Origin of the sequence: Paraburkholderia pallida (assembly GCF_004524855.1) — a bacterium.
GTDB classification, from domain to species: Bacteria; Pseudomonadota; Gammaproteobacteria; order Burkholderiales; family Burkholderiaceae; genus Paraburkholderia; species Paraburkholderia oxyphila.
In genome coordinates, this window is record NZ_CP038150.1 from 1,624,075 (window position 1) to 1,643,394 (window position 19,320).

General features: G+C 65.8%; 18 protein-coding genes. 14 read left to right on the forward strand and 4 right to left on the reverse strand.

What is annotated here, in order from left to right; translation table 11 throughout:
- Positions 1 to 474 precede the first annotated feature (474 nt).
- From E1956_RS33695 to E1956_RS33705, 3 genes are all read right to left on the reverse strand, one after another.
- The gene (locus E1956_RS33695; protein ID WP_134757346.1) at positions 475 to 2,610 is read right to left on the reverse strand and encodes an acetate--CoA ligase family protein; all 2,136 of its coding nucleotides are present in this window, start codon (positions 2,608 to 2,610) and stop codon (positions 475 to 477) included.
- A 104-nt stretch (positions 2,611 to 2,714) separates the two neighbouring features.
- Positions 2,715 to 3,872 (reverse strand): acyl-CoA dehydrogenase family protein, encoded by a 1,158-nt coding sequence (locus E1956_RS33700; RefSeq protein ID WP_134757348.1) that lies wholly within the window; start codon positions 3,870 to 3,872, stop codon positions 2,715 to 2,717.
- A gap of 3 nt (positions 3,873 to 3,875) precedes the next feature.
- The gene (locus E1956_RS33705; RefSeq protein ID WP_134757350.1) at positions 3,876 to 4,664 is read right to left on the reverse strand and encodes an enoyl-CoA hydratase/isomerase family protein; all 789 of its coding nucleotides are present in this window, start codon (positions 4,662 to 4,664) and stop codon (positions 3,876 to 3,878) included.
- A 177-nt stretch (positions 4,665 to 4,841) separates the two neighbouring features.
- On the opposite strand from E1956_RS33705, the gene E1956_RS33710 reads away from it, so the two are divergent.
- The 9 genes from E1956_RS33710 (at position 4,842) to E1956_RS33750 (ending at position 13,856) form a co-directional block, all read left to right on the forward strand.
- A complete protein-coding gene (locus tag E1956_RS33710; protein WP_232071975.1) occupies positions 4,842 to 5,999 on the forward strand; it encodes an ABC transporter ATP-binding protein in 1,158 nt (385 codons plus the stop codon).
- A gap of 108 nt (positions 6,000 to 6,107) precedes the next feature.
- A complete protein-coding gene (locus tag E1956_RS33715; protein ID WP_134757352.1) occupies positions 6,108 to 7,217 on the forward strand; it encodes an extracellular solute-binding protein in 1,110 nt (369 codons plus the stop codon).
- 67 nt (positions 7,218 to 7,284) lie between these two features.
- Positions 7,285 to 8,160, forward strand: a complete 876-nt coding sequence (locus E1956_RS33720; protein WP_134757354.1) for an ABC transporter permease — start codon at positions 7,285 to 7,287, stop codon at positions 8,158 to 8,160.
- 37 nt (positions 8,161 to 8,197) lie between these two features.
- Positions 8,198 to 8,992 carry an ABC transporter permease gene (locus E1956_RS33725; RefSeq protein ID WP_134757356.1) on the forward strand — a complete coding sequence of 265 codons (795 nt, stop codon included), beginning with the start codon at positions 8,198 to 8,200 and terminating at the stop codon, positions 8,990 to 8,992.
- 27 nt (positions 8,993 to 9,019) lie between these two features.
- Complete coding sequence (locus E1956_RS33730) at positions 9,020 to 9,748, forward strand: NAD(P)H-dependent oxidoreductase (RefSeq protein WP_134757358.1); 729 nt, start codon at positions 9,020 to 9,022, stop codon at positions 9,746 to 9,748.
- 28 nt (positions 9,749 to 9,776) lie between these two features.
- Positions 9,777 to 10,526 (forward strand): electron transfer flavoprotein subunit beta/FixA family protein, encoded by a 750-nt coding sequence (locus E1956_RS33735; RefSeq protein ID WP_134757961.1) that lies wholly within the window; start codon positions 9,777 to 9,779, stop codon positions 10,524 to 10,526.
- Positions 10,527 to 10,541: 15 nt separating this feature from the next.
- On the forward strand, positions 10,542 to 11,477 hold the full coding sequence (locus E1956_RS33740; RefSeq protein WP_134757360.1) for an electron transfer flavoprotein subunit alpha/FixB family protein: 936 nt from the start codon (positions 10,542 to 10,544) through the stop codon (positions 11,475 to 11,477).
- 80 nt (positions 11,478 to 11,557) lie between these two features.
- The gene (locus E1956_RS33745) at positions 11,558 to 12,196 is read left to right on the forward strand and encodes a MarC family protein (RefSeq protein ID WP_134757362.1); all 639 of its coding nucleotides are present in this window, start codon (positions 11,558 to 11,560) and stop codon (positions 12,194 to 12,196) included.
- A gap of 52 nt (positions 12,197 to 12,248) precedes the next feature.
- The gene (locus tag E1956_RS33750) at positions 12,249 to 13,856 is read left to right on the forward strand and encodes a 5-guanidino-2-oxopentanoate decarboxylase (protein WP_134757364.1); all 1,608 of its coding nucleotides are present in this window, start codon (positions 12,249 to 12,251) and stop codon (positions 13,854 to 13,856) included.
- 98 nt (positions 13,857 to 13,954) lie between these two features.
- Here the strand turns inward: E1956_RS33750 and E1956_RS33755 are convergent, their stop codons facing one another.
- On the reverse strand, positions 13,955 to 14,581 hold the full coding sequence (locus E1956_RS33755) for a TetR family transcriptional regulator C-terminal domain-containing protein (protein WP_232071977.1): 627 nt from the start codon (positions 14,579 to 14,581) through the stop codon (positions 13,955 to 13,957).
- Positions 14,582 to 14,845: 264 nt separating this feature from the next.
- Here E1956_RS33755 and E1956_RS33760 point away from each other — a divergent pair, with 264 nt between their 5' ends.
- The 5 genes from E1956_RS33760 (at position 14,846) to E1956_RS33780 (ending at position 19,316) form a co-directional block, all read left to right on the forward strand.
- Positions 14,846 to 15,673, forward strand: a complete 828-nt coding sequence (locus E1956_RS33760) for an ABC transporter ATP-binding protein (RefSeq protein WP_134757366.1) — start codon at positions 14,846 to 14,848, stop codon at positions 15,671 to 15,673.
- 90 nt (positions 15,674 to 15,763) lie between these two features.
- Positions 15,764 to 16,561, forward strand: coding sequence for a transporter substrate-binding domain-containing protein (locus E1956_RS33765; protein WP_134757368.1), 798 nt, complete (start codon positions 15,764 to 15,766; stop codon positions 16,559 to 16,561).
- A 34-nt stretch (positions 16,562 to 16,595) separates the two neighbouring features.
- A complete protein-coding gene (locus E1956_RS33770) occupies positions 16,596 to 17,312 on the forward strand; it encodes an ABC transporter permease (RefSeq protein WP_133197312.1) in 717 nt (238 codons plus the stop codon).
- Positions 17,313 to 17,361: 49 nt separating this feature from the next.
- Positions 17,362 to 18,057, forward strand: a complete 696-nt coding sequence (locus E1956_RS33775; RefSeq protein ID WP_134757370.1) for an ABC transporter permease — start codon at positions 17,362 to 17,364, stop codon at positions 18,055 to 18,057.
- A 74-nt stretch (positions 18,058 to 18,131) separates the two neighbouring features.
- Positions 18,132 to 19,316, forward strand: coding sequence for a pyridoxal phosphate-dependent aminotransferase (locus E1956_RS33780; protein WP_134757372.1), 1,185 nt, complete (start codon positions 18,132 to 18,134; stop codon positions 19,314 to 19,316).
- The last annotated feature ends 4 nt before the right edge of the window (positions 19,317 to 19,320 follow it).

Below are 19,320 nucleotides of genomic sequence, written 5' to 3' on the forward strand. Positions count from 1 at the left end.
GGGGCAACTCGGTAAATGCGCAGGGAACTGACCGGTGAATGCAAGGGCGTGTTGGCTGGCGAATGCGTTGCGAGCACCGCCCGGTAAATGCACAGGTATGCTAACTGGTGAATGAACGGGCATGCTGGCTGGCGAATGTGCGCGCGGGCCGCCGAGCGAATATATTTGATCGCTACAAATGCGTGTACATCCCACTGGTTTTGGATATACCCTACGGCGCGCGTAGCGCCGCCGGATGGATGAGCCCTTAGTCACTCCCATAAACGACGCGTGGTGACAGACGCCCCGGAGCCGCTCCGATAGTAAGGGCAGTGGTGGACGGCGTCACACTGGCGGTTTGAGCCGCTTTCTTTTGCCTACTTTTCTTTGCGGCTGCAAAGAAAAGTAGGTGCCGCCCCGCACAGGGGCGACGCTTGCGGCCCGCCGCGAAAACAAGTTAAGGCCAACGCCAAAAAAAACCAAAAGCCATTTTGGCTAACTAGCAAACCTAACAAGTGCATCAACGGCCACAGCACCATCCTTGGCCACAAGGAGCGGATTAACATCAAGCTCAAGCAGCGTCTCAGCATGCTCTTCGGCGAACCTGGCAATCGCCATAACATTCCGCACAATCGCATCGAGATCAGCCGCCGCGCCCCCGCGATACCCCGTGAGCAACGGCCCCAGCTTAAGCCCCAGCAGCGCCGCGCGCACATCCTGCTCACTGGTGGGCAACAGCAACGTAGCCGTATCACGAATCAGCTCAACGAGCACGCCGCCGCTGCCAAGCACCAGCGCAAGCCCAAATCCAGCATCGCGCTTGATGCCAACAATCAACTCCATCAACGGCGGGCTAGCCATTCGCTCAACGAGAATACGCTCGACGGCAACATCCGGCGCATAGCGTGCAACGCTCTCAGTCATACGCACGACGGCGCTAGCAACAGCCTCAGGCGACTCGAGCCGCAACGCCACCGCCCCCGCTTCGGTCTTATGCGGCAGATATTCACTCACCACCTTCACACAAACCGGGAACCCAAGCTTCGCAGCGGCGGCGGGCGCCTCGTCCGGCCTCACACAAACGGCAGCAGGCACATCGAGCCCATACTCAGCAAGCCTGCGCTTGCTCTCCCGCTCATCGAGCAACCGGCCGCCGGCCTCATTGGCCGATGCATCAGGCACGCGCAGCACAGGCAGCGTGGAAAGACGGTCCTCAGCCAGCCGCGCCGCGCGCGTCTTCCCGTACCACATCGCCGCGCCAATCGCCGCGATGCCTTCGCGCAGCCCCTGCAGCGGCGCAACGCCAGCGGCGGCCATCCGCAACGCGTGCTCAGGCGGCGTCAGCTCGGGAAACACGGAGATCAGAGCGGCGGGCACGTCGTTAGCGCGTGCGCTGGCCGCAAAGGCGTCAGCAGCGATGTCACATTGCGGGCGCTCGCCGGTATCTGCCTTGGGGTAGTCGAGGATCATCGCGGCCGCACCAGGGCGCTCGCCCAGCAGCGCGTCACAACAGGCGCGCATGGCGTCGGGGCGGCCCCACGGCGTGGTCGTGAAATCGAGCGGGTTGGCGATGTTCGCATAGGGCGGCAGCACGGTTTCAAGCGTCGCGCGGCCCTGCGCGCTCACGGCGGGAAACGCAATGCCCTGCGCTTCCGCGAGATCGGCGACCAGGCCCGCGTCGCCGCCCGAAGTCGCGAGCGCAGCGAGCGTGCTGCTTTTGGGGATGCCCGCAATCGAGAGCAGCTTCAGTGTTTCCACCAGCTCGACCGGATCGCGTGCGCGGATCACGCCAAGCCGCTTAAAGAGCGCGTCGTAGAGCGAATCGGAGCCCGCGAGCGAGCTGGTGTGGCTCAACGCGAGCTGCGCGCCCAGTTCCGAGACGCCGCTCTTGAGCGCGACGATCGGCACGCCGCGCGCGAGCGCGCGCGTGGCGGCCTCGCTGAATGCGCTCACGTTCTTGAGGCCTTCGAGGTGCACGCCAATCGCGCGTACGCGCTCGTCGTCCACGAATGCATCGACGAGGCGCGCCACGTCCACCTGCGCCTGGTTGCCCACGCTCGCAAGATACGCGAAGGGCAGGCCGCGCGCGCTCATCGAGAGGTTGTAGGCGAGATTGCCGCTTTGCGTGATCACGGCAACGCCGCGCTCGACGCGCGTCGCGCCGTGCGCCACGGGCCATAGCGCGCTGCCGTCCAGGCCATTCAGCAATCCGTAGCAATTGGGGCCGAGCATCGCCATGTCGCCCGCCGCTTCCAGCAGGCTCGCCTGGAGCGCGGCGCCCTCGGCGCCGGTTTCCGAAAAGCCCGACGCGTAGACCACCGCGCCGCCCGCGCCGCGCGCCGCAAGCTCGCGCACGACGCCCACCGCCGCCGCCGAGGGCACCGCGATGAAGGTGGCGTCGGGTGCGCGCGGCAAGTCTTCGACGCGCGCGTAGCAGCGCTCGCCGTCGATCTCGGCATGCGTGGGGTTGACGAGCCAGACGTCGCCCTGGTAGCCGAAGGCGCGCGAGCGCTGCAGCGCGGCCGCGATGCTGCGTCCGCCAATGAATGCAATGCTCGAAGGATTGAGAAGTCGATGCAGGTTGGCGGCGAACGCGGTGTCGCCGCGCTCGGTGGCACGGGTATGGGCCATGGCGGGTGTGTCGATTGAAATCCGATTGGAAACCGAATGGTTACGTCGAGGCGTGTGGGCGCATTCAGGCGGGCGCACCGTCGCGCACCCGCCTGGGTCGCCGGCTAGCTATATTGCCGCATGATTTCCTTCGAGAGAATATGTCGCTGGATCTCCGAGGTGCCTTCCCAGATGCGCTCGATGCGGGCGTCGCGCCAGAAGCGCTCGATCGGCAGCTCGTCCATGAGGCCCATGCCGCCGTAGATCTGCACCGCATGATCGGTCACGCGGCCGAGCGTTTCGGTCGCGAGCAGCTTGGCGAGCGCCGCGTCGCCATCGGTCATGGTGCCCTTGTCGAGCTTGTCGGCGGTGTAGAAGGTCACGAGCTCCGCCGCGCGGATCTCCGTGGCCATGTCGGCGAGCTTGAACGACGTGCCCTGAAAGTCGCCGATGCGCTTGCCGAACTGCTGGCGCGTGGCCGCCCATTCGGCCGCCATTTCGAACGCGCGCTGCGCACGCCCGATGTTGTTGGCCGCCACCATCACGCGCCCCGCAGTCAGCCATTCGCTGGCCAGGTCGAAGCCATGATGCTCTTCGCCGAGGATCTGCGAGACGTGCACGCGGCAGTCGGAAAGGAAGATCTCCGACTGATGATAGCCACGCAGGCTCGTGCAGTGCGGCCCGCGCCGCACGGTCATGCCCGGCGTGTCCTTGTCGATCAGGAAGCAGGTCACGCGCTTGCGCGTGCGGCCGCGCCATTCCTCTTCGCCCGTTACGGCGAACAGGATCACGTAGTCGGCCGTGTCCGCGTGGCTGATGAAGTGCTTGCTGCCGTTGATCACGTAGTGGTCGCCGTCGCGCACCGCGCGCGTGCGGATGCCCATCGCGTCCGAGCCCGCGCCCGGTTCCGTGAGCGCGAAGCAGTCCACGCGCTCGCCGCGCACGGTCGGCTTCAGGTAGCGCTCGATCTGCTCGCCCTTGCAGGCCATCAGGATCTTGCTGGGCCGTGCGACGAACACGTGCAGCGCCCAGCTCGTGCGCCCGAGCTCGCGCTCGACGAGCGCCTGGCTCAGATAGTCGAGCCCCGCGCCGCCCACGCTCTCCGGCATGTTGAATGCGTAGAGGCCGAGCTCGATGGACTTCTTGCGGATCGAGGCGGCGAGCGCCGGCGTGACTTCGTCGGCGCGGTCCACGGCGAACTCGTGCGGTTGCAGCTCCTTTTCCACGAAGGTGCGCACCGACGAAACCAGCATTTCCTGCTCATGGGTCAATGAGAATTCCACGCGTTATCTCCCTGCGAATTGTGGGGCGCGTCGCTCTTTCGACGCGCGAAGGGCTTCCTGACCGTCTTCGCTATGGCCGCACGCGAGTCCGGCGGCGAGCTCGGCCTGGAGCTGCTCGGCGAGCGTGCTGGTGAGCGAGCGTGCGAAGAGGGCCTTGGTATGGCCGAGCGCCACGCTCGGGCCGGCCGCGAGCTGCGCGGCGAAGTTTGCGACGTGCGACTCGAATGCAACGTCGTCGACCACTTCGGAAACGAGGCCCGCTGCCAGCGCCTGCGCGGCGCTCCAGCGTTCGTTCAGGAATACGAATCGACGCGCGACGTCGGGCCGCGCGAGACGCGGGAGGAACCAGCTGCCGCCCATGTCGGGGCTGTAGCCCATGCCGGTGTAGCCGCAGCGCAGCGACGCGCTGGCGGCGGCAATCCGGAAGTCGCACGCGAAGCCGATGTCGGTGCCCGCGCCAACCACCGAGCCGTTGAGCGCCGCCACCGTGGGGCGCGGAAACGCCGCGAGCAACTGCACGAAGGCGTGGGCCTTGTCGGTCCAGCCATAGGTGTCGAGCTCGCCGTTGGCTTCGGCCTGTGCCCATTCCTCGACGTCGGCGCCGGCGCAGAACGCCTTGCCGGTGCCGGTGATCACGAGACAGCGCACCGACGGGTCCTGCGCATAGCCTTCGAGCAGTTCGCGCAGCCGGTCCAGATGCGGGCGCGCGAGCGCATTGCGCGCCGCCGGCCGGTCGATGCGCAGGGTGAGCACACCGTTGCGCGAGTCGATACGGATCTCTTCTGTAATCATGGTTTTCGCCAGTCTCCTGTGTCTCATGCAACCTGGTTGCGCACGGTCGTGTATGGATGGTGCAGACCCACGGCGGGGCAAGGGTCCGCTCTACTTGCAGCCTCCATTACGGCATAGTATAAGTTCTGTTAAATGAACGTTCAACCCAAATCGGAAAAGACGATCAGGAGACGAAGAGTGGAAGCAGGTCATGCGAGTGCGGAAATGGGTGTCGACTGGAGCGCCGGGGCGGCGCCGGCAAGCGCGAGCCGCGTGGCGTCCGGCGCGGGGCTGCTGATCGACCGGATCTCCAAGCGCTACGGGAAAGTGGTGGCGGTGCAGGAGACCACGATCGACATTCCGCGTGGCGAGTTCCTGACCATCCTTGGACCGTCCGGGTCGGGCAAGACCACCCTGCTGATGATGGTGGCGGGCTTCGAGCAGCCCACGGGCGGCGACCTGCGGGTGGGCGCGGAGAGCATCGTCGCGTTGCCGCCCGAGAAGCGCAATTTCGGCATGGTGTTCCAGGGCTACGCGCTCTTTCCGCACATGACGGTGGAGCAGAACGTCGCCTACCCGCTGATGGTGCGTGGCCAGAAAGGGCCGGACGCTGTCAAGCGCGTGAAGCAGGCGCTCGACCAGGTGCGCCTCAGCCATCTCGCGGACCGCCTGCCGCGCCAGATGTCGGGTGGCCAGCAGCAGCGCGTGGCGCTCGCGCGTGCGCTCGTGTTCAACCCGGACGTGGTGCTGCTCGACGAGCCGCTGGGCGCGCTCGACCGCAAGCTGCGCTGCGAGGTGCAGATCGAGTTGAAGGCGTTGCACGAGCGGCTGGGCGCCACTTTCCTGTTCGTCACGCATGACCAGGAGGAAGCGCTTTCGATGTCGGACCGTATCGCGATCATGCGCGACGGGCGACTCGAACAGATCGGCGCGCCGGGCGAACTCTACGAGCGCCCGGGCAATCGCTTCGTGGCGGACTTCCTCGGCGAGAGCAACTTCATCGAAGGCGAGGCGGTGGGCACGCACGACGGCGTCAGCGTCTATCGCGCCGGCAACCGTCAATTCGCGGCCAGCGCCGGCAGCGCGCGTGCCGGCGACAAGGTCCTCTACGCGCTGCGCCCCGAAAAGGTCGGCATCGCCACGACGTCGAGCAACGGCACGCTCAACGAGGTGTGTGGCCGCGTCGTGCACTGGAACTACTTTGGCGCGTCGTTCCGCTTCGAAGTCCAGACGGCCGAACTCGGCCGCATGATCGCCGACGTGCCGGCGTGGAAGGGGCTCGCTTCGCCGCATACCGGCATGGAGGTGTTCGTGCAATGGGAGCCCGACGCGACCTCGCCGCTAGCGGTCAGTTGATTGCCCTGGGCGAGCGGGCCGGCATGCGGGTGCCCGCAGTGAGCCTGCCGCGTGCCCACAGTGTGCTTGTACTTCATTCATCGAGCGAAGCATAAAAAAGGAGACACCATGACGCAACGCCATATGCGCGACCTCATCGAGCAAGCGCGCGATCTCGAGCCCCGCACCGAACAGGGCCGGCGCAACTTCCTGAAACTGTGCGCGGCGGCCGGCATCGCACCGACGCTGCTATCGGTCTGGAGCGGCGCAGCGCGCGCATCGAACCCGAAGGAGATCGTGCTGAGCGCATGGGGTGGCGAAGGGCGCGCGGCATTCCGCACGGCGTATATGGACCCGTTCTCGAAGGCGACCGGCATTCGCATGGGCTACGACTCGTCGCCCGACGACGGCAAGATCAAGGCGATGGTCGAGAACGGCAATGTCATCTGGGATGTGATGGACCTCGACGGCTTCGAGGCGATCAAGCTCGGCAAGCAGGGTTTCCTGCGCGCGATCGACTACTCGGTCGTGAACCGGCTCGCTCTGCCGGGACTCGCGTCGGACTATGGCGCGCCCGCCTACCTGCTGAGCTACGTGCTCGCCTATGACTCGCAGAAGTTCGGTGCGAATCCGCCGAAAAACTGGGCCGACTTCTGGAACGTGAGCAAATTCCCCGGCAAGCGCGGCTTGTGGAAATGGATGGGCGGCTCGCTCGAAGCCGCGCTGATGGCGGACGGTGTGGACAAGGACAAGGTCTATCCGATCGACACGCAGCGCGCGTTCAACAAGCTCAAGGTGCTCAAGCCCAACGTGCTGCTGTGGGATTCCGGTGCGGACAGCCTGCAACTGCTGCGCGACGGCGAAGTGAGCATGGCCTGCATCTGGCACACGCGCGCGAACGCGATCCAGCGTGAAAGCAAGGGGCGCTTCCGCTATACGTGGGAGCAGGGGCTGGCCTCGTGCGACGTGTGGTCGGTACCAAAGAACAATCCGGCCGGCGACCAGGTCTGGCAGTTCATCAAGTTCGTCCAGGGCATCGAGCCCCAGCTCAAGCTGCTCTCCGCACTCGGCAACGGGCCGGTGACGCCGGCCGCGACGGCGCAGGTGCCGGCCGCGCTGCGCGCGGACAATCCGGGCACGCCGGAGAACTGGGCGAAGCAGTGCAAGGTCGATCCGGCCTGGTGGGCCCAGAACTACGACGCCACGCTGCAGCGCTACACGGACCTGATGTCCTCGTGAGATCGATTGCCCGTCGCCGGCAAGCAGCACGCCGGCGATCCGCCGAACCTTCATCGAACGCCGCGCCATGAATACGCTGACTTCCTCCACGCCCGAAATCGTCGCGGTGCCGCGCAAGCGGATCGACCGCTACTGGCTGCTGGTGCTGCCGCTGCTCGCGCTGCTGGCCGTGCTGTATCTGTTTCCGCTGCTGCGCGTGCTGTGGCTGAGCTTTTCCGTGCCGCAGCCCGGGTTGCAGAACTACGCGCGCTTCATCGACAACGCGAGCGTGCACCGCGTGCTGTGGACCACGCTGCGCATCTGCAGCATGACCACGGTGATCTCGGTGGCGCTGGGCTACGCGATTGCGTTCGCGATGGTGCACGTGGGGCCGCGCCAGCGCATGGCGCTGTTCTTCGGCTTGCTGGTGCCGTTCTGGGCCTCGGTGCTGATCCGCGCGTTTTCATGGCTGTTCCTGCTCGGCGAGCAAGGGCTCGTGAACAACACGCTGATGGCGCTCGGCATGACCGACGAGCCGCTGCAACTGATGCGCAATCCGTTCGGCGTGGTGGTCGGCATGGTGCATTTCATGATTCCCTATGCGGTGCTGCCGCTCTACTCGAACATGAAGGGCATCGATCCGCAGCTGGCTCGCGCCTCGCAAGGGCTCGGCGCGAGTGCCTTCCTCACCTTCCGCAAGGTGTACTTCCCGCAGACGCTGCCCGGCATCTACGGCGCGGGACTGCTGGTGTTCATCTTCTCGCTCGGCTTCTATGTGACGCCGGTGATCCTGGGCGGCGGGCGCACCGTGATGGTGGCGGAGTACATCAGCACGCAGATCCTGCAACTGGTGAACTGGGGCAGCGGCGCGGCGCTGGCTTCCGTGCTGTTGATGGCGATCGTGGCGGTGCTGGTCGCGCTCTCGCGCTTCATCAACCTGCGCGAGCTGTTTGGCGCGAAGTAAGCGGCATCAGGAACATCAAGGACATCAAGGAAACCTTATGAATTCCAGACTCACCATCCGGCGCGCGCTCGTGATCGGCGTGGCGTGGGCGGCCATCCTGTTCCTGTTGCTGCCGCTGCTGGTCTCGGTGCCGGTATCGCTCACGCCCAACGACTATCTCTCGATGCCGGACGGCACGATCTCCATGCGCCACTACGCCGTGCTGTTCGAGGACGACGGCTGGCTCGCGAGTTTCGCGCAGAGTGGCGTGATCGCGCTGGCCTCGGCGACGATCTCGGTCACGCTCGGCACGCTGTGCGCGATCGGCCTGTGGAAGATCGCCTCGCGGCGCGGCGAGACCGTGCGCCTCGTGATCCTGTTCCCGCTCATCGTGCCGCCTATTGTTTCCGCGCTCGCGTTCTACCGGCTCTGGGCCGACTGGCGCCTGCTCGACAGCTACACGGGCACGATCCTCGCGCACGTGGTCTTGACCGTGCCTTATGTCGTGGTCTCGGTTTCCACCTCGCTCGCGACGCTCGGGCTCAAGGTCGAGCAGGCGTCGCGCAATCTCGGCGCGAACCTCTATCAGACGCTGCGCCACGTGATCCTGCCGCTGATACGCCCCGGCGTGTTCTCGGCGGCGGTGTTCGCGTTCATCCTCTCGTGGGACGAGCTCGTGGTCACGCTGTTCATTTCGAGCCGCCACATCTATACGCTGCCGCGCCGCATGTGGGACGGCATGCGCGAGAACGTCGACCCGGCGATCGCCGCCGTGTCCACCCTGATGCTCGTCGGCACCTGCGCCGCGATTGCCGTGACGCTCGCGCGCCGGCGCACGGCGGGCGAACTCTAAATATAGCCGCACTGGAGAAACAAAAACATGAAGGTATTGATCGTTCACGCCCATCCCGAACCGCAGTCGTTCACCACCTCGATGCAGCATTGCGCCGTGCGCACGCTCGAAGCGCAGGGCCACGAGGTGATGGTGTCGGACCTCTACGCCATGAACTGGAATCCGGTGGCGAGCGCGGCGGACTTCGGCATGCGGCGCAACGCGGATTACCTCGTCTACGCACTGGAGCAGCGCGAGAACGTGTCCGCCCAGGCGATCGCTCCCGACATTGCGGCGGAGCTGGAAAAGCTGCTGGCGTGCGATCTGGTGATCTTCAGCTTCCCGCTGTTCTGGTGCTCGGTGCCGGCCATCATGAAAGGATGGATCGATCGCGTGATGGTCTCGGGCAAGGTGTATGGCGGCCTGCGCTTTTACGACCGCGGCGGCATGCGCGGCAAGCGAGCGATGCTGGCCTACACCTGTGGCGGCCGCGATTTCATGTTCGGCCCTGAAGGCGTGCACGGCGAGATGGACCTCATGCTGCGCCATATGTTGCGCGGGACGCTCGGCTATGCCGGGTTCGAGGTGCTGCCGTCGTTCGTTGCGTATCACGTGCCGTATATCGCCAACGAAGAACGGGTGGCCATGCTCGAGCGTTACGCCGAGACCCTCACGAAGCTCGACCAGTTGGAGCCGCTCGCGTTCCCGACGCTCGATGATTTCGACTCCGAGATGCGCCCGCGCGCACTGGTTGAGCAGCTTGGCGAGCAAAACTAATTAATCTGAATGTGAGCATGCGATGAGTGTGAAGATCCTGGTGGGTGTGAAGCGGGTGGTCGACTACAACGTCAAGGTGCGCGTGAAGTCGGATGGCACGGGCGTGGATATCGCCAACGTGAAGATGTCGATGAACCCGTTCGATGAGATCGCCGTGGAAGAGGCGGTTCGCCTGAGGGAAGCGGGTGTGGCGACGGAAGTGATTGCCGTGTCTGCGGGCCCCGCGCAGGCACAGGAAACGCTGCGCACGGCGCTGGCCATTGGCGCGGATCGCGCGATTCTCGTCGAATCGAATGAGGATTTGCAACCGCTCGCGGTGGCGAAGCTTTTGAAAGCGCTCGTCGATAAAGAGCAGCCGTCATTAGTCATTCTTGGCAAGCAGGCCATCGACGACGATTCGAACCAGACCGGCCAGATGCTCGCCGCGCTGGCGAACCTGCCGCAAGCAACGTTCGCTTCGAAGGTCACGATCGCCGATGGTAAAGCCACGGTTGCGCGTGAAGTCGATGGCGGTGCGGAAACGCTCTCGCTGACGCTGCCCGCCGTGGTCACGACGGATCTGCGTCTGAACGAGCCGCGCTACGTCACGCTGCCGAACATCATGAAGGCGAAGAAGAAGCCGCTGGAAACGATCAAGCCGGAAGACCTTGGCGTCGATGTCGCGCCGCGTCTGAAGACCCTGAAGGTGGCCGAGCCGCCCAGGCGCAGCGCGGGCGTGAAGGTCGCCGACGTGAAGACGCTGGTCGAGAAGCTGAAGACCGAAGCCAAGGTGCTGTAAGGGGGGAGATACAAAATGACGAATCTGGTAATTGCCGAACACGACAACGCGTCGATCAAGGCGGCAACGCTGAACACCGTGGCTGCCGCGCAGAAGATCGGCGGCGACGTGCACGTGCTGATCGCGGGCCACAACGCCCAGGCTGCCGCAGAAGCGGCCGCAATGATCGCTGGCGTTTCGAAGGTGCTGCTGGCCGACGCGCCGCAACTGGAGCAGGGCCTTGCAGAGAACCTCGAAGCCACGGTCCTGAGCATCGCAAAGAACTATTCGCACATCCTCGCGCCGTCGACGGCCGCGGGCAAGAACGTCACGCCACGCATCGCCGCGAAGCTGGACGTCGCGCAGATTAGCGACATCACGGCTGTCGATTCACCGGACACGTTCGAGCGTCCGATTTACGCGGGCAATGCAATTGCAACGGTGCAGTCGCAAGACCCCATCAAGGTGATCACGGTTCGTACGACCGGCTTCGACGCCGTGGCGGCCGAAGGCGGCAGCGCAACGGTAGAGAAGATCGAAGCGGCAGCAGACAGCGGCCTCTCGCAATTCATGAGCCGTGAAGTCACGAAGCTGGACCGTGCTGAACTCACGAGCGCGAAGATCATCGTCTCGGGTGGCCGGGGGCTGGGCAGCGGCGAGAACTACACGAAGGTTCTGGAGCCGCTCGCCGACAAGCTCAACGCAGCACTGGGCGCGTCGCGTGCGGCAGTGGATGCGGGCTACGTCCCCAACGACTACCAGGTGGGCCAGACCGGCAAGATCGTCGCGCCGCAACTCTACATCGCCGTGGGCATCTCGGGCGCGATCCAGCACCTTGCAGGCATGAAGGACTCGAAGGTGATCGTGGCGATCAACAAGGACGAGGAAGCGCCGATCTTCAGCGTGGCCGACTACGGCCTCGTGGGCGATTTGTTCACGGCCGTCCCCGAGTGGGCGAACGCGCCGGCCTGATGCATACAAGCGTGGCTCGTCCATAAGGCCCGTCCATCCGGCTCTCCTCCCATCACACGACCCAACCGATCGAAACCACCATGACGTCCAGCGACGTACTGCTGTTCCTCACGGGCCTGCTCACGTTGTTTTGCCCGCCCGTTGCGATGCCGATGTACGCGGCGGTCACGGGCCATTTCCCCGACGCGACGCAGCGGCAGATCGCGTTGCGCCTGTTCGTGTGGATCGCGGCAGCGATGGTCGCAGCGGTCTGGGGCGGCCAGTTCCTGCTGCGCATGCTGGGCCTCACGCTCGGCGCCCTGACGCTCACGGGTGGTCTCGTGCTGTGCCTGTGGTCGATTCCGATGATGCGCGGCACGCAGGCGGACAAGGACGAGCGGCGCGGCGGCACGGGCCGGCTCGAGCACGCGCAGTGGCGCGGCTACATCGCGGTGCCGCTGATTTTTCCGCTCTCGATCGGCAGCGCGGTGATCTCGCTCGTCATCACGACGGCCTCGCGCTTTCATACGGTCGGCGATCTGTGCATCGTGAGCGCCGCGTGCGTGCTGCACGCGGGCGTGATCGCCCTCACGTACCTGTGCTCGGGCTCGTGGTGCAAGCGCCTGAGCGAAATGGGCCGGACCATCATCGAGCGGCTTTCGGGTATCGTGCTGACCGCCATCGCGTTCCAGATGCTTGCGCAAGGCATACGCGAATTGCTGCCGGGCCTCGCTTCATGACAAACCGGCTTGCCGGTTCCCAACACCTCCACCGATTCCTTCAAGACAGACTATGAAAACAGTCGGCATGTACCTCGTCGAGTTGCTTGCGGCCTATGGCGTGGATACCGTCTTCGGCATTCCCGGCGTGCATACCATCGACCTGTATCGCGGCCTCGAGCACAGCGGCATGCGCCACATCACGGCGCGTCACGAGCAGGGGCTCGGCTTCATGGCCGACGGCTATGCGCGCGCCACGGGGCGCCCCGGCGTGTGCTTCGTGATCACCGGGCCCGGCGTCACGAACATCGCAACGGCGATGGCCCAGGCCAGCGCGGATTCGATTCCGATGCTCGTGATTTCGAGTGTGAACGCGCTCGGGCAGATGGGCTCGGGCAACGGCCACCTGCACGAGTTGCCCGATCAGCGCCAGTTCGCTGGCAGCATCGCCGCGTTCAGCCACACCGTCACGCGCGGCGAAGAGCTGCCTCAGGTCATCGCGCGCGCGTTCGCCGTGTTTTCGGGCGAGCGCCCGCGCCCCGTGCATATCGAGCTGCCGCTCGACGTCATCAACGCGCCTGCTGGCGCGCTGCCTTCGCCGCCGCCCGCGCCCCGGCGCGTGCAGGCCGGCCCCGCGGCCCCGCAGGCGCTGGACGCACTGCGCGAGGCCGCGCAACGCGCGAAGGCGCCGCTGATACTCGCGGGCGGCGGGGCGCTCGGCGCCGCCGACGAGGTGCGCTGGCTCGCGCAAGCGCTCGATGCGCCGGTGGTCATGACCATCAACGGGCGCGGCATGCTCGCGCCCACGCATCCGCTCGCGATCTCCTGGTCAGCCTCGAGCGCGGCCGTGCGCGCGCTGATGCGCGAGAGCGATCTCGTGATCGCGCTCGGCACCGAGCTGGGCCCGACCGACTACGACCTATACGCGGACGGCACCTTCGTCGCACCGCGCACGCTCGCGCGTATCGACATCGACGCGCAACAGATCTTTCGCAACGCGCCGCCCGACTTGCCGTTGCTCGGCGACGTGGGCGAGACCATCGCGGCGCTGCGCCGCTCATGGGGCGCGGCGGGCGCACGCGCGGAAGGCGCGGGCTCGCCAGGCGCCACGCGCGCGGCCGCGTGCCGCGACGCCGCCCGGCTCGAAGCCGACGCGCAGACGCAGCGCGATCTCGCCTTGCTCGACAGCGTGCGTGAGGCGCTGCCGCAGGCGTGCATCGTGGGTGACTCCACGCGCATGGTCTACTCGGGCAACATCGGTTACGCGGCGCCGCGCCCGCGCAGCTGGTTCAACGCGTCGGTGGGCTTCGGCTCGCTCGGCTACGGCTTGCCGGCGGCGATCGGCGCGAGTCTCGCCGATCCGGCGCGGCCCGTCGTGTGTCTCGCGGGCGACGGCGGCCTGCAATACACGCTGGGCGAGCTCGGCACGGCGGTCCAGCATGGCGCGCGCGTGATCGTGCTGTTGCTGAACAACCGCGGCTACGGCGAGATCAAGAACGCGATGGTGCATCGCGGGGTGGAGCCGATCGGCGTCGATCTGCACACGCCGGACTTCGTCGCGCTCGCGCAGGCGTATGGCTGGCAGGCCCAACGCGTGGCCGAAGGCGACGCGCTGGGCGACGCGCTGCAACGCGCGGCCGCGCAGGATGCGCCGACGCTCATCGAAATCTGCGTCGCATGAAATCGCGCTAGCAGCGCGTTGCAACGAAAAAAAGCCGCCGCCTTTTTTGAAAAGGCGGCGGCTTTTTCACTGATGAGCCAGAGCAGACCGTGGCGTGCTCAGGCGCCCGCGCGCATGATCCGCGCGGTCACGAAGTTCTCCACGGCGCCCAGACAGCTACGCAGTGCGTCCTCGGCCGTGAACGAGCTCGGGTCGCGCGCGAGCTCCAGCCAGAAGCCGTCGATCAGCGCGGTCAGCGTCAGCGCCGCGAGGTCGCTGTCGACCTCCACGCCGCGGACTTCGCCAATCTGGTCGAACAGCTTCTTGAGCGCCTGCCGGTAGCCCGCATAGAGCTCCTTGTGCGCCTTGCGGATCACCGGGTCGCTATGCGCGACGCTCCAGAAGCCCAGCCAGACCTTCACGTTCTTCGGCGCGAACACGGGCGCGGCGAAGCACACCCTGATGATCGCGTCGAGCTTCGCTTCGGGGCCCGACGCGTTCGCGGCGGCCGCGCGCGAGACTTCCTGCAGGTCGGCGGCAAGGCGCTTGTAGGTCTGCACCATCAGCTCGTCTTTCGACTGGAAATGATGGTTGATGAGCCCGCGCGAGACCTTGGCCTCGGCACAGATGCGATCGATCGTCGTATCCGAATAACTGTAGCGGGCGATGCAGCGCATCGTCGCCTCGATGATGGATTGCTGGCGTACCTCAGGCGTTTCGCGCACCCCGCGCCCACGTGTGGGCACGGGTTCTTTGCGAGTGGTTTTTGGCACAGTTCACCTTTCACTATGGTTACCCAGCCGATTATATGCGACTGTCGGAAATCTGTTCAATTGCAGTGCTACGACCCCAGAGCCGGAGCCGCTTCGCGACGCAAAAAGTTTATTGAAACGAGTTGAACCAATGTTCAACAGAACATATACTCGGAACCCATGAAGGTTGGTTGACCATTCAACAAGCCACTGCGGGCGACGCTTCGAATCGCTTCAGCAGAGGGCACTGGAGACAACATGCTGGCCGTGGCAAACGACACCGCGCATCACCCCGATGCACAGCGGGGAGGGGGCGCGCAACGTGTGTGCGTGGAGAACCTGCACAAGTCCTTCGGCGATCTGGAGGTGCTCAAGGGCGTCTCGCTGGGCGCGAACGAAGGCGAGGTGATCTCGCTGATCGGCGCGAGCGGGTCGGGCAAGAGCACGCTGCTTCGCTGCATCAACCTGCTGGAAATGCCCACGAGCGGCAGGATCGTCGTGGACGGCGAGGAGATCCGCCTCGGCACCGACCGCAAGGGCCGCACTGTTGCGCTCGATGCGCGCCAGGTCGAGCGCATCCGCACCCGGCTCGGCATGGTCTTCCAGAGCTTCAACTTGTGGCCGCACCGCACGGTGCTCGAAAACATCATCGAAATGCCGGTGCATGTGCTGCGCGAACCGCGCGCCGAAGCCATCGCCCGCGCCGAGCAACTGCTCGAACGCGTCGGCCTCGCCGACAAGCGTCATGTCTATCCCGCGTTCCTTTCCGGTGGCCAGCAGCAGCGCGTGGCGATTGCGCGCGCGCTCGCCATGCGTCCCAAGGTCATGCTGTTCGACGAGCCCACCTCCGCACTCGACCCCGAGCGCGTGGGCGAAGTCCTGAAAGTGATTCGGGATCTGGCCTGCGAAGGCCGCACGATGCTGCTGGTCACGCACGAAATGGATTTCGCGCGTGATGTCTCGAGCAAGGTCGTGTTCCTGCACCAGGGGCGCATCGAGGAAAGCGGCACGCCGGAGCAGGTGTTCGGCGCGCCGCAGAGCGAGCGGTGCCGGCAGTTCGTCACCGCGCATCAGCAGCGCCGTTGAATGTCGTGCGGCCGGCGCCGCGCGACGCGGCGGCCGGCGCATTCGAGCCCATGTAGCGTCCAACCCGTTGATCGAAAAAGGTACACCACCATGAAGAAAATGATTCGCGCCCTGGCTGTGGTTGCAACGGCTGCCCTGACGATGCTGAGCGTGCCGGGCAGCGCCTCGGCCGCGTCGGATACGCTGCGCTTTGGCGTGGCCGCCGAGCCTTATCCGCCGTTTACCATGAAGACGCCCACGGGGCAGTGGAGCGGCTTCGAGGCCGACCTGATCCGCGCGCTTTGCGACCAGATGAAGGCCCAATGCCAGATCAAGGAGGTGTCGTGGGACGGCATCATTCCGGCGCTGCAAAGCGACAAGATCGACGTGATCTTCAATTCGATGTCGATCACGCCCGAGCGCGAGAAAGTCATCGCGTTCTCGCGGCCGTACTATGAAACGCCGGGCGTCTTCGTCGGACCGAAGGACGTGCCGCTCACGCTCACGCCGGCGGGCCTCGCGGGCAAGGTGATCGGCGTGCAGGGCTCCACCGGCAACGCCGAGTTCATCAAGGCCGCCTATGGCAAGACTTCGACGGTACGCCTCTATAACACCCAGGACGACTGCAATGCCGATCTCGTCGCGGGCCGCATCGACGTGATGTTCCTCGACAAGCTCGGCGTGATCGACTTCCTCAAGACGAAGGACGGCGCCTCCGTCGAAATGAAAGGCCCGGGCAGCGTGAAGATGGACCCGGCGATTTACGGCAGCGGCATCGGCGCCGGCGTGCGCAAGAACGATGTGGCGCTCAAGCAGCGCATCGACACGGCGCTCGTGCAGCTCCACGACTCGGGCAAATACGACGCCATCGCGAAGAAGTACTTCACGATCGACCTCTGGCCGCATTGAGCACGGCGCGCGCGAAGCCTGATGGGGGAATAGCATGAACACGTGGACCTGGGTGGCGTATCTCGGCATCGACCCGGACGGCTGGACCGCCGCCCTGCTGCAGGGGGCGCTCGTCACGCTCGAAATCTCGTTCGGGGCCTTTGCCGTGGGCCTCCTGCTCGGGCTCGCGGGCGCGGCGGCCAAGCTCTCGGGCGTGCGCACGCTCGAGCGCATCGCCAACGCCTACACGACGGTGTGCCGCGCGGTGCCCGAGCTGCTGCTGATCCTGCTGCTGTACTACGCGGGCACGGACGCGGTGAACCTGTTGATGCGCGCCATCGGCGTGGGCGACGTGAGCGTCAACGGCTTTGCCGCGGCGGTGACGGTGCTCGGCATCGTGCAGGGCGCCTACGCGGCCGAGATCATTCGCGGGGCGGTGCTCGCGATTCCGTATGGGCAGATCGAGGCCGGGCGGGCATTCGGCGCGCGGCCTGTGCTCGTGTTCCGGCGCGTGATCCTGCCGGCGATGGCGCCCTATGCGCTGGCGGGCTTCGCGAACCTGTGGCTCATCCTCGTGAAGGACAGCGCGCTGATCAGCGTGGTGGGGTACTCCGAGCTGCTGTACACGGCCAAGCAGGCGGCTGGGTCGACGCGCGAATATCTGCACTACTACCTGATGGTGGCGGCGGTCTACTTCGTGATCACGACCGTTTCGGGCGCGTTCTTCCGCGAGATCGAGCGCCGTTTCGGCCGCTGGATGCCGCAAGCTTGATGAAACCACGGCCGGCCGGCGGCCGGCCTGACTCTCGCAGGTGACAGTGATGGACTGGACTGTAATACCGTCGTACGGAAACATGCTGCTGCTCGGCCTCGTGACCACGATCAAGCTGCTGCTGGTCTCGGGCATCGCGGGCTTCGCATTTGCGGTGGTCGTCGCGTTCGCGCGGATCTCGCGCAATCCGCTGATTGCGAATGCGAGCAAAGGCTTCACCGCGCTCATACGCGGCACGCCGCTGCTCGTGCAGATCTACATCCTTTACTACGGCGTGGGCTCGCTCTTCGCGCAATGGCCGTGGCTGCGCACGAGCGTGTTTTGGCCGTTCCTGCGCGATGGCTTCTGGTATGTGGCGTTCGCGCTGGTGGTGAGCGTGGGCGCCTATGTGGGCGAGGTGATCCGCGCAGGACTGCGCGGCGTGCCCAAGGGCGAACTGGAAGCCGCGCGCGCCATGGGGATGCGGCCGCTCTTGATCGTGCGTCGCGTGTGGCTACCGCGGGCCATCCAGATCCTGCTGCCGACGCTCGCCGGCGAGTCGGTGATGCTGCTCAAGTCGACGGCGCTGGCCTCGACGGTGGCGGTCATGGATGTGCTTGGCGCTGCCAACTATATTCGCGCGCAAACGCTGCGCACCTACGAGCCTTTGCTCGCCATCGCGGTGATCTACGTCGTGCTCGCGTATCTGATCGAGCGGGGCTTCGGCTATCTCGAACGCCGCGTGCCGGTTCGCTCGGCGCGCTGAATGCATGATGAAGCACGATTAAGCACGATTAAGCACGAACAGGGGCGGCGCAGTGGCCGCAGCAAGGAGACTGCATGAAATTTTCGAAACTCGTGGAGCGCCTGCAGGGCAAGCGCACGTCGGCCTGGGAGATTCACTACGCGGCGCAGCGCGCGCTGGCCGAAGGGGAGGACGTGATCATGCTGAGCGTGGGCGACCCGGACTTCGCGACGCCTGCGCCCATTGTCGAGCGCGCCGTAGCCGCCTTGCGCGGCGGCGACACGCACTATAGCGAGGTGGCGGGCCGCCCGGCGCTGCGCGCGGCGCTCGCGCGCGAGCATGCGAGAGCGACGGGCTGTGACGTGACGATGGACAACGTGATCGTCACCGCCGGGGCGCAGAACGGTTTGTACGCGGTGGCGCAGTGCATCTGCGAGGCGGGCGACGAGGTCATCGTGCCCGAGCCGATGTACCTGACCTACGAGGCCAGTGTGCGCGCCTCGGGGGCGACGCTCGTGAGCGTGCCGGTGGACCCCGAGCGCGGCTTCCACCTCGATCTGGCGAGGCTCGAAGCGGCGATCACTCCGCGCACGAAAGCGATCTTCTTCGCGACGCCTTGCAACCCGACGGGCGTGGTCATGCCGCGAGCCGACCTGGAAGCGATTGCGCGGCTGGCGCGCCAGCACGACCTGTGGGTGCTGGCGGACGAAGTCTACGCGGACCTCGTGTTCGAGCGCGAGCATGTGAGCATCGCGTCGCTCGAGGGCATGGCGGAGCGCACGATCACGCTGGGGAGCTTTTCGAAGTCGCACGCGATGCCGGGCTGGCGCGCGGGCTGGGCGGTGGCGCCGGCGCCGCTCGTCGAGCATCTGGAGCGGCTCGCGCTGTGCATGCTGTACGGACTGCCGGGTTTCATCCAGGAGGGCGCGCTGGCGGCGCTCGAACAGCGCGAGCAGATCGTGGGCGCGATGCGCGACGTGTACCGGCGCCGCCGCGACGTCGTATACGAACGCTTGAGCCGAGTGCCTGGGCTGCGCTGCCTGTTGCCGGAGGCCGGCATGTTCATGATGGTGGACGTGCGCGGCACGGGGCTCGATACGCATGCGTTCACGTGGCAGCTCTTTCACGCGCGCAAGGTCTCGCTGCTCGATGCGAGTGCGTTCGGCGATACCGCGCAGGGTTTCGTGCGCTTTGGCTTCGTGGTGGATGAACAGCGCCTTGTCGATGCTTGCGAGCGGATTGCCTCGTTTGTCGCGAGCCTCGAGGTGGTCGATGCATGACGCG

Bases quoted from the DNA above. Each gene is read 5' to 3' on its own strand.
- E1956_RS33695 (WP_134757346.1), bottom strand. From the start codon at position 2,610: ATGGCCCATACCCGTGCCACCGAGCGCGGCGACACCGCGTTCGCCGCC.
- E1956_RS33705 (WP_134757350.1), bottom strand. From the start codon at position 4,664: ATGATTACAGAAGAGATCCGTATCGACTCGCGCAACGGTGTGCTCACC.
- E1956_RS33715 (WP_134757352.1), top strand. From the start codon at position 6,108: ATGACGCAACGCCATATGCGCGACCTCATCGAGCAAGCGCGCGATCTC.
- E1956_RS33720 (WP_134757354.1), top strand. From the start codon at position 7,285: ATGAATACGCTGACTTCCTCCACGCCCGAAATCGTCGCGGTGCCGCGC.
- E1956_RS33725 (WP_134757356.1), top strand. From the start codon at position 8,198: ATGAATTCCAGACTCACCATCCGGCGCGCGCTCGTGATCGGCGTGGCG.
- E1956_RS33730 (WP_134757358.1), top strand. From the start codon at position 9,020: ATGAAGGTATTGATCGTTCACGCCCATCCCGAACCGCAGTCGTTCACC.
- E1956_RS33740 (WP_134757360.1), top strand. From the start codon at position 10,542: ATGACGAATCTGGTAATTGCCGAACACGACAACGCGTCGATCAAGGCG.
- E1956_RS33745 (WP_134757362.1), top strand. From the start codon at position 11,558: ATGACGTCCAGCGACGTACTGCTGTTCCTCACGGGCCTGCTCACGTTG.
- E1956_RS33750 (WP_134757364.1), top strand. From the start codon at position 12,249: ATGAAAACAGTCGGCATGTACCTCGTCGAGTTGCTTGCGGCCTATGGC.
- E1956_RS33760 (WP_134757366.1), top strand. From the start codon at position 14,846: ATGCTGGCCGTGGCAAACGACACCGCGCATCACCCCGATGCACAGCGG.
- E1956_RS33765 (WP_134757368.1), top strand. From the start codon at position 15,764: ATGAAGAAAATGATTCGCGCCCTGGCTGTGGTTGCAACGGCTGCCCTG.
- E1956_RS33770 (WP_133197312.1), top strand. From the start codon at position 16,596: ATGAACACGTGGACCTGGGTGGCGTATCTCGGCATCGACCCGGACGGC.
- E1956_RS33775 (WP_134757370.1), top strand. From the start codon at position 17,362: ATGGACTGGACTGTAATACCGTCGTACGGAAACATGCTGCTGCTCGGC.
- E1956_RS33780 (WP_134757372.1), top strand. From the start codon at position 18,132: ATGAAATTTTCGAAACTCGTGGAGCGCCTGCAGGGCAAGCGCACGTCG.